Source organism: Rhodococcus sp. ACPA1, assembly GCF_002300195.1.
GTDB lineage: Bacteria > Actinomycetota > Actinomycetes > Mycobacteriales > Mycobacteriaceae > Rhodococcus_F > Rhodococcus_F opacus.
The window spans coordinates 44,437-56,788 of the sequence record NZ_NSDX01000002.1; the positions used below are offsets into that span (position 1 = coordinate 44,437).

At 67.3% G+C, this 12,352-nt stretch carries 14 protein-coding genes; 10 read left to right on the forward strand and 4 right to left on the reverse strand.

The window, feature by feature from the left end; genetic code table 11:
• Positions 1 to 112 precede the first annotated feature (112 nt).
• From CJ177_RS47285 to recX, 8 genes are all read left to right on the forward strand, one after another.
• Entirely contained in the window at positions 113 to 289 is a 177-nt protein-coding gene (locus tag CJ177_RS47285; protein ID WP_007296377.1) for a hypothetical protein, read from the forward strand.
• A gap of 16 nt (positions 290 to 305) precedes the next feature.
• Entirely contained in the window at positions 306 to 1,022 is a 717-nt protein-coding gene (locus CJ177_RS06805) for a PIG-L deacetylase family protein (RefSeq protein WP_005240744.1), read from the forward strand.
• Between the two features lie 278 nt (positions 1,023 to 1,300).
• Positions 1,301 to 1,933, forward strand: a complete 633-nt coding sequence (locus CJ177_RS06810) for a TetR/AcrR family transcriptional regulator (protein WP_095867477.1) — start codon at positions 1,301 to 1,303, stop codon at positions 1,931 to 1,933.
• Entirely contained in the window at positions 1,930 to 3,474 is a 1,545-nt protein-coding gene (locus tag CJ177_RS06815) for a glycerol-3-phosphate dehydrogenase/oxidase (RefSeq protein ID WP_095867478.1), read from the forward strand. Before CJ177_RS06810 ends, CJ177_RS06815 begins: the two co-directional genes overlap by 4 nt.
• 27 nt (positions 3,475 to 3,501) lie before the next feature.
• Entirely contained in the window at positions 3,502 to 4,650 is a 1,149-nt protein-coding gene (locus tag CJ177_RS06820) for a glycosyltransferase (RefSeq protein ID WP_095867479.1), read from the forward strand.
• Positions 4,651 to 4,683: 33 nt separating this feature from the next.
• Entirely contained in the window at positions 4,684 to 4,878 is a 195-nt protein-coding gene (locus tag CJ177_RS06825) for a DUF3046 domain-containing protein (RefSeq protein WP_005240748.1), read from the forward strand.
• A gap of 145 nt (positions 4,879 to 5,023) precedes the next feature.
• Entirely contained in the window at positions 5,024 to 6,067 is a 1,044-nt protein-coding gene (gene recA, locus CJ177_RS06830) for a recombinase RecA (RefSeq protein WP_005240749.1), read from the forward strand.
• A 9-nt stretch (positions 6,068 to 6,076) separates the two neighbouring features.
• Entirely contained in the window at positions 6,077 to 6,592 is a 516-nt protein-coding gene (recX, locus tag CJ177_RS06835; RefSeq protein ID WP_005240750.1) for a recombination regulator RecX, read from the forward strand.
• Positions 6,593 to 6,693: 101 nt separating this feature from the next.
• Here recX and CJ177_RS06840 read toward each other — a convergent pair whose 3' ends face one another.
• The 4 genes from CJ177_RS06840 to CJ177_RS06855 form a co-directional block, all read right to left on the reverse strand.
• A complete protein-coding gene (locus CJ177_RS06840; protein ID WP_005240751.1) occupies positions 6,694 to 7,593 on the reverse strand; it encodes an amino acid ABC transporter permease in 900 nt (299 codons plus the stop codon).
• A complete protein-coding gene (locus CJ177_RS06845) occupies positions 7,590 to 8,270 on the reverse strand; it encodes an amino acid ABC transporter permease (protein ID WP_005240752.1) in 681 nt (226 codons plus the stop codon). Before CJ177_RS06845 ends, CJ177_RS06840 begins: the two co-directional genes overlap by 4 nt.
• A gap of 92 nt (positions 8,271 to 8,362) precedes the next feature.
• Positions 8,363 to 9,196: a glutamate ABC transporter substrate-binding protein gene (locus CJ177_RS06850; protein ID WP_005240753.1), complete on the reverse strand. Its 834-nt coding sequence runs from the start codon at positions 9,194 to 9,196 to the stop codon at positions 8,363 to 8,365.
• An 81-nt stretch (positions 9,197 to 9,277) separates the two neighbouring features.
• Positions 9,278 to 10,006, reverse strand: a complete 729-nt coding sequence (locus tag CJ177_RS06855; RefSeq protein WP_025432387.1) for an amino acid ABC transporter ATP-binding protein — start codon at positions 10,004 to 10,006, stop codon at positions 9,278 to 9,280.
• A gap of 210 nt (positions 10,007 to 10,216) precedes the next feature.
• On the opposite strand from CJ177_RS06855, the gene miaB reads away from it, so the two are divergent.
• Complete coding sequence (gene miaB, locus CJ177_RS06860) at positions 10,217 to 11,734, forward strand: tRNA (N6-isopentenyl adenosine(37)-C2)-methylthiotransferase MiaB (protein WP_095867480.1); 1,518 nt, start codon at positions 10,217 to 10,219, stop codon at positions 11,732 to 11,734.
• Positions 11,731 to 12,351 (forward strand): hypothetical protein, encoded by a 621-nt coding sequence (locus tag CJ177_RS06865; protein ID WP_025432389.1) that lies wholly within the window; start codon positions 11,731 to 11,733, stop codon positions 12,349 to 12,351. The genes miaB and CJ177_RS06865 overlap by 4 nt, the downstream gene beginning before the upstream one ends.
• Position 12,352 lies beyond the last annotated feature (1 nt).

Here is a 12,352-nt window from a genome sequence, read left to right on the forward strand (position 1 = left end):
ACCTGGTGATTTACCCGCTCCGCCGTGCCACGCTGGTGTGCGTACCCGATAAGTGGGGTCGACCAGATGTCGGGCGCAGAAATCGATCGGGGAGACGTGAGTGGAGGAAATCATGTTCTGGAAGATTGTTCTGGCGGTCGCGGCGATCTGGATCGCATTGGCGGTCGTCGGTGCCCTCGTCAAGGGTCTGTTCTGGATTCTCGTGGTCAGCGCCGTGGTGTTCGGCGTGTACCTGTTGATCAAGGCGATGTCCGGATCCGGCGAGAAATCGGACATCACGCGGAGCTGACAGGCATGCTCTACCCATGGAACCGGTACCCGAGGACTGGCATCGTGGGCTCGTCGTCGTCGCGCACCCCGACGACATCGAATACGGCGCAGCGGCGGCCGTAGCGCGCTGGACCGAGCAGGGCAAGGACATCCGCTACGTGCTCGCCACCAGCGGGGAGGCGGGGATCGCGGGACTGCACCCCACGGAGTCGGGCCCGCTGCGGGAGGCGGAGGAGCGGCGTTCCGCAGCCGTGGTGGGAGTGACCGACGTCGAGTTCCTCGGGTACCCCGACGGCACTCTCGTGGAGAGTCTCGCGCTCCGCCGCGACCTCGCGACGGCGATCCGGCGTCATCGCCCGGATCTCGTGGTGACAGCGAACTTCGCGGACACGTGGGGGCCCGGCCAGTTGAACAGCGCGGACCACCGCGCACTCGGCCGTTCCGTTCTCGACGCCACCGCGGATGCCGCGAACGAATGGATCTTTCCTGAGCTGGGGGAGTCGGGGCTGCCGCCGTGGCGCGGTGTCCGCTGGGTCGCCGTCAACACGATGACTCCCACCCACGCGGTGGATGTCACCCACACGGTGGATCGGGCGGTGCTCTCGCTGGCCGAGCACGCCCGCTACCTCGAAGCGCTCAGCGACGTCCCGGTGGGGCAGCAGGCGAGGGCCCAGGTCGAGATGGTGACCGGGCCGCAACCGGGATTCGACGCCGAACGCGCGGTGGGATTCGAGCTCTACTTCTTCGGCTGAGGCCGTGAGCGAGAACAATCGCGGCGGCGCTCAGGTCTGTCGCATGAGAATCCGACCCGGACGGAAAGCGAGAATTATCCGAATCGTTGAGTGGTTGCCCTCGGCTTTTCTCCGACGTGCACCCTCTCCTGTCGCCTCGCCCTCCGATCGCGTCGGCGCTGCTCGCATCCCCGAGGTCGGGGTGGGGTGGGGGTGGGGGCATCGTGTGGACCTGGTGATGTGTTTCGCGTGCAGGTTCGATGCCGGCGGGGGATTCATGCGTTACGGTGTTACATACAATGTCTATTCGTAATTCTCCGTCGCGTGACGACACCGCAGCGAGCGTCGAGGACTCCATTCTCGACGCCGCACGCTCGTGCATCCTCGATTTCGGACTGCGCCGCACCACGCTGGCGGAGGTCGCCCGGCGTGCCGGCGTCAGCAGGCCGACCGTCTACCGGCGCTGGTCCGACACCAGGGCCGTCGTCGCCGATCTCATGACCCGCGAGATCGCTGCGGTGATGCCCGAATTCTCCGCCGAGGAATCGGTCCACCGCCAGCTGGTCGACGCCGTGGTCCACGTGTCCACCGAGGTGCGCGACCATCCGCTGTTCGTGAAGATCCTGCGTTCGGATCAGGAACTGTTCACCACCTACATCCTCGAGCGGCTGGGTACGAGCCAGCGGGCGATCATCGACCAAGTCGCGTTCGCGGTGTCGACGGGTCAGGACCAGGGCTCGATCCGCGCGGGGGACAGCCGTCAGATCGCCACGATGGTGCTGCTCCTCGCACAGTCCGCGGTCCAGTCTGCCGTGATGGTGGCCGAGGAACTTCCGGGCGACGCCCTGACGGAACAACTCCGGCACGCGGTCGGCGCCTACCTGGCACCGGACGCCGCCGACAACCATCCGACAGAACGAGGAGACCGGTGAACCACCCGAACACGCCGCCCGTGAGCCGCTCGTCGGCTCTGAACGCCGCGCGAAGGGCGCGCGAACTCGACCAGCTGTCGGACGGTGCACTCGTCGACGTCCTGGTGATCGGCGGCGGAGTGACCGGCGTCGGTGTCGCGCTCGACGCGGCGTCACGCGGCCTCGACGTCGTGCTCGTGGAGAAGCGGGATCTCGCGTTCGGGACCAGCCGGTGGAGTTCGAAACTCGCCCACGGAGGGCTGCGGTACCTGGCATCGGGCAATGTCGGCATCGCCCGCGAGAGCGCGGTCGAACGCGGAATCCTCATGACCCGCACCGCCCCCCATCTCGTCCGGGCACTCCCGCAGCTCGTGCCCGTCCTCAATTCGACGACGCTGTTCGGCAAGTCCCTCGTCCGCACGGGCTTCCTGGCCGGTGACCTGCTGCGTGCAAGTGCCCGCACACCGGCGTCGGTCCTGCCGCGATCACGGACGGTCCGGGCCGACCGGGTGGTCCAACTCGCCCCCGCGGTGCGGCGGGAAGGCCTGCGCGGCGGCCTGATGGCATACGACGGCCAGCTCATCGACGACGCCAGACTCGTGGTGTCCCTCGCACGCACCGCCGCGCTCCACGGTGCGAAGGTGCTCACCCGGACGGGCGCGTACGACGTGACCGGGACGTCCGCGACCCTGCGCGACGAGCTGACCGGCTCGGAACTGCCGATCAGGGCGCGCGCCGTGGTCAACGCGGCGGGCGTGTGGTCGGGTGAGATCGATCCCGGGATCACGTTGCGGCCCAGTCGCGGCACACATCTGGTGCTCCCGGCCGAGCGGCTCGGGAACCCGACCGCGGCGCTCACGGTTCCGATCCCCGGTGAGACCAATCGCTTCGTCTTCGCGCTGCCCGCACAGCTCGGCCGCGTGTATCTCGGCTTGACCGACGAGGCGGCGCCGGGACCCGTTCCGGACGTCCCGGTGGCGTCGGAGCAGGAGATCGATTTCCTTCTCGACACGGTCAACACCGCGCTCGAGGTTCCGTTGCAGCGCTCGGACGTCCTCGGGACCTTCGCCGGGCTGCGCCCTCTGCTCGACACCGGGGACGGATCCACCGCGGACCTCTCGCGCAATCACGCCATCCTGCGCTCGGACACGGGTCTCGTCAGTGTGGTCGGCGGCAAGCTCACCACCTACCGCAAGATGGCGGAGGACGCCGTCGACGCCGCGGTCGAGGTGGCAGGACTCGACGCGGGCCCGTGCCGGACTCGGGCCCTGCCGCTCGTCGGTGCCGCGACACCCGAAGCGCTGCGGAAGGTCTCGGCCCCACCGGCGCTGCTCGCCCGCTACGGAACGGAGGCGACGTTGATCGCCGCCGCCGACCCCGAACTGCTGGCGCCGATCGCCGAGGGCGTGGACGTGAGCCGCGCCGAGCTCGAGTTCGCGGTGACCCACGAGGGGGCACTCGACGTCGACGACCTGCTCGACCGGCGCACCCGGATCGGACTCGTCCCCGCCGACCGTGCCCGGTCCCTCGGCGCCGCCGAAGCCGTGTTCGAGAAACGGTGACGCCGGCCGTGTGACACTCTGTGGTTCGTGCGAGTCGCCGTGGTCGCCGGGCCTGATCCCGGACATGCCTTCCCTGCCCTTGCGTTGTGCCTCGCCTTCATCGAGGCCGGAGACGATCCGGTCCTGTTCACAGGCACACGGTGGGTCGAGCCCGCACGGGCGGCCGGTGTGCCGGCCGAGTTGCTGAAAGGCCTCGCGCCCCGCCCGACGGACGACGACCTCGATGCGGGCGCGCGCATTCACGCCCGCGCCGCGCACATTTCCACCGAGTTGCTCCCCGGCCTGCGCGCGATGGGACCCGACCTCGTCGTCTCGGACATCCTCACCGCCGGCGGGGGTATGGCCGCGGAGCGGCTGGGGATCCCGTGGATCGAGCTGTCCCCGCACCCGCTGTACGCCGCGTCCAAGGGGTTGCCGCCCATCGGAAGCGGTTTGGCCCCGGGCGTGGGAATTCGGGGCAGGCTCCGCGACACGCTCATGCGTACCGCGACGGCGCGGTCGATCCGGCAGGGTGAGCGGCAACGCTCCGACGCCCGGGTCGGCGTCGGACTGCCTGCGAAGGACCCGGGGCCGGTACGGCGGCTGATCGCGACGCTCCCCGCGCTCGAGGTGCCGCGACCGGACTGGCCCGCCGAGGCGCACGTGGTCGGGCCCCTGCTGTGGGAACCGACGAACGAGGTGCTCGAACCGCCGGACGGCGCCGATCCTCTGGTCATGGTGGCTCCGTCGACTGCATTCACCGGCGCCGAGGGCATGCTCGAGACGACGCTCGCGGGGCTCGACGGGGCAGGCGTTCGTGTGATCGCGTCGATACTCGACGGTTCGCCGGCCATGGTTCCGCCCTGGGCGCGAGCAGGTCTCGGCCGTCAGGACACGATGCTGCGCGAGGCCTCGGCCGTCGTCTGCGGCGGCGGACACGGAATGCTGGCCAAGGCCCTGCTCGCAGGGGTTCCGGCGGTGGTGGTTCCCGGCGGCGGCGATCAGTGGGAGCTCGCGAACCGGGCCGCGCGGCAGGGGAGCGCCGTGGTGGTGCGTCCCCCCGGCGCGGACGCCCTCCGCGCGGCGGTCGAACAGGTGCTCTCCAACGGTGCCCACGCGGACGCCGCGCAGCGGGCCGCGCGGAGCATCGCGGATGTCGCCGATCCGGTGGAGGTGTGCCGCGACGCGCTGCGGTGAGAGCCCGGCACGAGGTTCGGCTAGCGTGGATGTGTGCGACTGACCGAATTTCACCAACTCGTCCGCGAAGAGTTCGGGCAGATGCGCGGCGACGCACTGCTCGTCGACCACGTGCTGCTCAGTCTCGGGGGCAAGACCGCCGCCGAAGCCATCGAGGACGGCCGCGAACCCCGCGAGGTGTGGCGTGAACTCTGCGTCGAGTTCGACGTCCCGCCGCAGCGCCGGTAGAAATCCGGCGTGTCGAACGGACCGACCGCACATATCGAACACACGTTCCCCTATGCTGGGGATGTTCGGTGGTCACGGTTCTTGTCGGTACCTGGATCTAACCTGACCGCAGATCACTGATGAGACTCGAGGAATGGGGACGACGATGGCACCACAGGCACACGATCGAGACAAGGCGCTCGACCTCGCGCTGGCGCAGATCGACAAGAACTTCGGCAAGGGCTCGGTGATGCGCCTGGGCGAAGGTGTCCGTCAGCCCATCGCCGTCATCCCGACCGGCTCCATCGCGCTGGACGTCGCCCTCGGCATCGGCGGGCTGCCCCGCGGCCGTGTCGTCGAGATCTACGGCCCGGAGTCCTCGGGTAAGACCACCGTGGCCCTGCACGCGGTCGCCAACGCCCAGGCGGCCGGCGGCATCGCCGCGTTCATCGACGCCGAGCACGCGCTCGACCCCGACTACGCCCAGAAGCTCGGCGTCGACACCGACGCGCTGCTGGTGTCACAGCCCGACACCGGTGAGCAGGCGCTGGAGATCGCAGACATGCTGATCCGCTCCGGCGCCCTCGACATCCTCGTGGTCGACTCCGTGGCCGCCCTGGTCCCGCGCGCCGAGATCGAGGGTGAGATGGGCGACAGCCACGTGGGTCTGCAGGCGCGTCTGATGAGCCAGGCGCTCCGTAAGATGACCGGTGCGCTCAGCAATTCCGGCACCACCGCGATCTTCATCAACCAGCTGCGCGAGAAGATCGGCGTCATGTTCGGTTCCCCCGAAACCACCACCGGTGGTAAGGCATTGAAGTTCTACTCGTCGGTGCGCCTCGACGTGCGGCGGATCGAGACCCTGAAGGACGGCACCGACGCGGTGGGTAACCGTACCCGCGTCAAGGTGGTCAAGAACAAGGTCGCGCCGCCGTTCAAGCAGGCCGAGTTCGACATTCTCTACGGCCTGGGAATCAGCAAGGAAGGTTCGCTGATCGACATGGGTGTCGAGCACGGGTTCATCCGCAAGTCGGGCTCCTGGTACACCTACGAAGGCGACCAGCTGGGACAGGGCAAGGAGAACGCCCGCAAGTTCCTGTTGGAGAACACCGACATCCGGGACGAGATCGAGAAGAAGATCAAGGAAAAGCTCGGAATCGGCGCGGACGTCACTGCTGCCACGGATGACGCCGCCCCGGTCGAATTCTAAGGCGCCGCCGTGCGTCCGACGGGCGAAGGTGGAACGGAGACGCAGGCCAAGGATTTGTGCCTGCGTCTCTTGACGGACCGTGCCCGGAGTCGAGCGGAGTTGGCCGAGCGTCTGGCGAAAAAGGGCTACTCGCCCGAGATCGCTGAGCGTGTGCTGGATCGTCTCACCGAGGTCGGACTCGTCAACGACGCCGACTTCGCCCAGCAATGGGTGCATTCGCGGCACACGTACTCCGGCAAGGGGAAACGTGCGCTCGCACTGGAACTGCGCCGCAAGGGCATCGGTCAGGAAGACGCCACCGAGGCGCTCGCTCAGATCGACAGCGAAGACGAACGAGCGCGAGCCACCGAACTGGTCGCGAAGAAACTGCGGACGGTGTCCGCGGACGATCGGGACCGTGCGGTCCGCCGCCTGGTGTCGATGCTCGCGCGCCGCGGATTCCCCCAGGGCATGGCGTTCGAGGTGGTCAAGGAACAACTCGATCGCGCGGGTGCGGAAACCGATGGCCTGTTCGATGAGACCTGACCACGACGAGACGACAACAACACTGGCGAGGCGACGACACTGCGGTCGGACGGAACAGGGTTCCCGTCCGGCCGCAGTGCTATTTCGGAGCGACTGTCACATCACAACCGCTTGTCGGTGATGTCCATACCCGGAACCGACACCGCCGGAAGCTCGGGAACGGCCCCCTTGGGGCCTCCGCCCTTGCGGCTGGCCCGGAGTCGCTTCTCCACCTTGGTCGCCACCACGGTGAGCGTGTAGTTGAGGACGATCATGATGATCGCCACCACGATCAGGGCGGGCAGGTAGTTGCCGTAGAACGCACCGAGCTGCTGACCGGACCGCACCACTTCGACGTAGCCGATGAGGTAACCGAGCGCGGAGTCCTTCAAGGCCACCACCATCTGCGAGATGATCGCGGGGAGCATCGCCGTGACGGCCTGCGGAAGCAGGATGGTGCGCATGACCTGGCCCTTGCGCATACCGAGCGCCATGGCGGCCTCGCTTTGCCCCTTGGGGAGCGAATTGATGCCTGCCCTGACGATTTCGGCGATCACCGAGCCGTTGTACAGCGTGAGGCCCACGATGACTGCGGCGAGCGCAAGGTATTTCGATTTGAAGACCTCGTACTCGGCGAACAGCTGGTACGAGAAGATCATCAGGATCAGCACCGGGATGGCGCGGAACAATTCGACGATCCCGCCGGCGACCCATCGCACCGGCCGGTGGTTCGACAAGCGTCCGATGCCGAGGATCGCGCCGAGGATCAACGCGAACAGGATCGATACTGCGGCCGCCACGAGGGTGCCGCGGATACCCGGGATCAGATATGTCGTCCACGACGTCGATTCGAGGAACGGATCCCATTTCGCCGCCGTCAGCTGACCTTTGTCGTCGAGCGCGGCGTAGACGAGGTAGCCGATTCCCAGTAGCGCGACAGCGACCGCGACTGAGATCAGGCGATAGATGTTCTTCGCCTTCGGGCCCGGTGCGTCGTAGAGGACGGTGGCGGAATTGCTCATCGTGCAACCTCGAATCGCTTGCTCAGGTATCCGAAGAGAAGCCCCATCGGCAGGGTCAGGATCACGAAGCCGAGCGCGAAGATGCCACCGACGACGAAGATGGCGGCCTCGTTCTCGATCATTTCCTTCATCAGGAGCGACGCCTCCGCCACACCGATCACCGAGGCGATCGTCGTGTTCTTGGTCAAGGCGATCAGCACACTGCCGAGTGGGGCGGTGACCGCGCGGAATGCCTGCGGCAGCACGATCAACCGCAGATTCTGGGAGAACGTGAGGCCGAGCGACCGGCCCGCCTCCGCCTGTCCGACGTGCACCGTGTTTATACCGGACCGCAGCGACTCGCAGACGAAGGCCGCGGTGTAGACGCTGAGGCCGAGCACTGCGAGCCGGAAGTTGTTCTCCTCGAAGAACGTCGGCGACTCCTCGGGGGCGAGCTTGACGCCCATCGTCTGGAAGAGCCCGAAGGAACAGAAGATGATGATGAGCGTCAGGGGAGTGTTGCGGAAGATCGTCACGTACGCCGTGCCGACGCCACGCGCGACCGGGATCGGTGACACCCGCATCGCCGCGAGGATGGTGCCGAGTATCAGAGCACCGACAGCCGAGAACGCGGTGAGTTGCACCGTCGTCCAAAATGCGTCGATCAGCTGATCGCTGTATTTGCTCAGTAGGTCCACTTACCGTCTCCCCAGGTCACCGGTGGTTGGTGTCGAACCGGGCCGGACGACTCCACGAATGGGAAGTCGTCCGACCCGGATGAGTGAGTTGCTCAGTACCGATCGACGGTCGGCGGGGCGGGGATCGGGTAACCCGACGCGCCGACGGTCTCGTTGAACGCGCGCTCCCACGAGCCGTCCGCGATCATCGCGTCGATGGCGTCGTTGATCTTGGCGCGGGTCTCGTCGTCGCCCTTGGCCAGGCCGATGCCGTAGCGCTCTTCGGTGAACGGCGCGCCGACCACCTTCAGCTCGCCTGGGTACTGCGCCGCGTAGCCGGCGAGGATGATGTCGTCGGTGGTGACGGCGTCCACCGCACCGTTACGCAGTGCCTCGACGCACGCCGAGTACGTGTCGAATTCCTGCAGCTGCACGTCCTGCGCGTACGTGTCCTTGACCTTCTGCGCCGGGGTGGACCCGGTGACGGAGCACAGCTTCTTTCCGCCGTTGAGCGAATCTGGGCCGGTGATGTCGGTGTTGTCGGACTTCACCAGGAGCGATTGTCCGGCGATGAAGTACGGCCCGGCGAAGTCGACCTTCTCCTTGCGGGCGTCGGTGATCGAGTAGGTGGCGACGATGTAGTCGACCTCACCGTTCTGGATCAACGTCTCGCGCTGAGCCGACGGGGACTCCTTGAACTCGATGTTCTCGGGCGCGACACCCAGCTTGCCGGCCACGTATTCGGCCACCTCGACGTCGAAGCCGCTGAAGGAACCGTCGGGGTTGCGCAATCCGAGGCCGGGCTGGTCGTACTTGATTCCGACCGTGAGCTTGCCCTCCGACGCGCTCTGGGATGCGCTCTTCTCTTCACCTCCACCACAGGCAGATGCGACGACGGCGAGCGCCATGACGCCGATTCCCACGCGAATCGAGCGATTGATCCTCATCGAGTTCCTCCAATTGAAATGACGGGTGTTGCGTGTGGAGCACGGTCGACCGAGAGAGCACCGCAGCGGCGCTCCTTCGGATCAGTGGCTGAGAATCTTGCCGAGAAAGTCCTTCGCGCGCTCGGATTTGGGAGCGGTGAAGAACGTGGTGGGCTCGGCGTCCTCGACGATCTGGCCGTCCGCCATGAAGAGAACACGGTGGCCGACCTTGCGGGCGAAGCCCATCTCGTGGGTCACCACGAGCATGGTCATGCCTTCCTTGGCGAGCGAGGTCATGACGTCCAGGACCTCGTTGACCATTTCCGGGTCGAGAGCGGACGTCGGCTCGTCGAACAGCATGACCTTGGGGTTCATGGCGAGTGCGCGTGCGATTGCGACTCGTTGCTGCTGACCGCCCGACAACTGCGCCGGGTACTTGTCCGCCTGATTGGCGATGCCGACCCGCTCGAGAAGCTCGTAGGCCTTCGCCTTCGCGTCGGCGCTGCTCTTCTTCCGCACCTTGACCGGTGCGAGCATCACGTTCTCGAGGATCGTCTTGTGGGCGAACAGGTTGAACGACTGGAACACCATGCCCACGTCGGCGCGCAGCGCCGCCAGGGCCTTGCCCTCGGCCGGTAGTACCTTGCCGTCCACCGCGATCTCACCGGAGTCGATGGGCTCGAGGCGATTGATGGTGCGGCACAGCGTCGACTTACCCGAGCCGGACGGTCCGAGGACGATCACGACCTGTCCGCGAGGGACTTCGAGGTCGATCTCCTGGAGGACGTGGAGGGCGCCGAAGTGTTTGTTCACCGATTTCATCGAGATCATGGACGGGGCCGCGCCCGTGGAGGGTGTCGGCGTCGCGTCGTCGGCTTGCGTCATAGTCGATGACCCTATGTGTTGGGAGCGGGAGCACCTGCCATTTGCTCCGAGAATCCTCGGGATGTCACGGAAACTTTACTGTCCGGCTTCGGGCGTGTGTCCGGGCGCACACCGGCCGCGACGAGGCGATTTGGCGCGGGCCGTACCCTGGCATACGTGGACACGATCGACCAGACCCCTCACCGCAGCTACGAGGTGCGCACGTACGGCTGCCAGATGAACGTGCACGACTCCGAGCGGCTGTCGGGGCTCCTCGAGGACGCCGGCTACACGAAGGCGGCCGCGGGGCAGGCTCCCGACCTCGTCGTCTTCAACACCTGCGCGGTGCGGGAGAACGCCGACAACAAGTTGTACGGCAACCTGAGCCACCTCGCGCCTGCGAAGGAACAGAACCCCGACATGCAGATCGCGGTCGGCGGGTGCCTGGCGCAGAAGGACCGCGACGTCGTCGTGAAGAAGGCGCCGTGGGTGGACGTCGTGTTCGGCACCCACAACATCGGTTCGCTCCCCGCATTGCTGGACCGGGCCCGCCACAACCAGCGGGCAGAGGTCGAGATCCTCGACGCGCTGGAGGCGTTCCCGTCGACGCTGCCCGCCAAGCGGGAGTCGGCGTACGCGGGCTGGGTGTCCATCTCGGTGGGATGCAACAACACCTGCACGTTCTGCATCGTGCCCGCGCTGCGCGGCAAGGAGGTCGACCGGCGCCCCGGCGACATCCTGGCCGAGGTACAGGCCCTGGTGAACGAGGGCGTCGTCGAGGTCACCCTGCTCGGGCAGAACGTCAACGCCTACGGCGTGTCCTTCGCCGATCCCGACCAGCCCCGCGACCGCGGCGCGTTCGCCGCGCTGCTGCGCGCGTGCGGAGAGATCGACGGGCTGGAGCGGGTGCGCTTCACGTCTCCGCACCCGGCCGAATTCACCGACGACGTCATCGAGGCGATGGCCGAGACCCCCAACGTGTGTCCCCAGCTGCACATGCCGCTGCAGTCCGGATCGGACCGCGTGCTGAAGGCGATGCGCCGCTCCTACCGGAAGTCGCGGTTCCTGGGGATCATCGACAAGGTCCGCACCGCGATGCCGCACGCGGCGATCACCACCGACATCATCGTGGGCTTCCCGGGTGAGACCGAGGAAGACTTCCAAGACACCCTCGACGTGGTCCGGCAGGCACGCTTCACCAGCGCCTTCACCTTCCAGTACTCCAAGCGTCCCGGCACGCCGGCAGCGGAGATGGACGAGCAGCTGCCCAAGGCCGTCGTCCAGGAACGGTATGAGCGTCTCATCGCGTTGCAGGAACAGATCACCCTCGAGGAGAACCAGAAGCTCGTCGGCGCCGAAATGGAACTGCTCGTCGCCGCCGGGGAGGGCCGCAAGAACGCGGAGACCGCCCGGATGAGCGGGCGCGCCCGCGACGGCCGGCTCGTCCACTTCCGGCCCGAGGGGAACCTCGACGGGAACGTCCGACCCGGCGACGTCGTCACCGTCGTCGTCAGTGCCGCCGCCCCGCACCACCTCGTCGCCGACACCCCGGTCCTGACCCACCGCCGCACCCGCGCGGGCGACTCCTTCGAGAAGGGTGTGACCCCGAAGACCCCGCCGATCGGCGTGGGACTCGGACTGCCGCAGATCGGTGCGCCCGCACCACTACCCGCCCAGATGGGATGCAACGCATGACGACCCCGTTCGACGACAAGCGGCACGACGGAAACCGGACCGGCGACAACGGTTCGGGTGCCGAGAGCGAGCCGATCGAGAGTTACCTGAAGGATTTCGACGCCGCCGAGAAGAAGGTGGCCGGCGAGATCGATCCCGGCGCGCGTGCGCTCGTCGTCGCGGTCGCGGTGGTCGTGCTCCTCGGTTCGCTGACGTTGCCGCACTCCGGCATCGCCAACGGCTGGGAGGTGCTGGTGTACGGGGACGACGCCCGCGCGGAGACGATCGCGCTGCCGTCGCGGCTGTTCGTGTGGTTCGAGGTGGTGTTCGGGGTCGTCGTGTCGATGCTGGCGCTCGTCACCCGCCGCTGGGCGCTCGCCTGGGTGGCCCTCGCCGGAACCGCCGTGTCCATCGTGTTCGGCATGCTCGCCATCTGGTCGCGGCAGACACCGGCGCCCGGGGTCGAGGCGGCCGGACCGGGGATCGGTCTGATCATCGGCTGGCTCACCGTCATCGTGCTCACGTTCCACTGGTTGAAGGTGGTCTGGAGCCGGACCGCCCTGCAGTTGGCCGCGGAAGAAGAACGCCGCGCCGCTGCCGCCGAAGCGGAGCGACGCGGCGACTGGAACGTCGGCTGAT

Excerpts from the sequence above, each read along its gene's own strand:
- CJ177_RS47285 (WP_007296377.1), top strand. The coding sequence starts at position 113 with ATGTTCTGGAAGATTGTTCTGGCGGTCGCGGCGATCTGGATCGCATTG.
- CJ177_RS06805 (WP_005240744.1), top strand. The coding sequence starts at position 306 with ATGGAACCGGTACCCGAGGACTGGCATCGTGGGCTCGTCGTCGTCGCG.
- CJ177_RS06810 (WP_095867477.1), top strand. The coding sequence starts at position 1,301 with ATGTCTATTCGTAATTCTCCGTCGCGTGACGACACCGCAGCGAGCGTC.
- recA (WP_005240749.1), top strand. The coding sequence starts at position 5,024 with ATGGCACCACAGGCACACGATCGAGACAAGGCGCTCGACCTCGCGCTG.
- CJ177_RS06840 (WP_005240751.1), bottom strand. The coding sequence starts at position 7,593 with ATGAGCAATTCCGCCACCGTCCTCTACGACGCACCGGGCCCGAAGGCG.
- CJ177_RS06850 (WP_005240753.1), bottom strand. The coding sequence starts at position 9,196 with ATGAGGATCAATCGCTCGATTCGCGTGGGAATCGGCGTCATGGCGCTC.
- CJ177_RS06855 (WP_025432387.1), bottom strand. The coding sequence starts at position 10,006 with ATGATCTCGATGAAATCGGTGAACAAACACTTCGGCGCCCTCCACGTC.
- CJ177_RS06865 (WP_025432389.1), top strand. The coding sequence starts at position 11,731 with ATGACGACCCCGTTCGACGACAAGCGGCACGACGGAAACCGGACCGGC.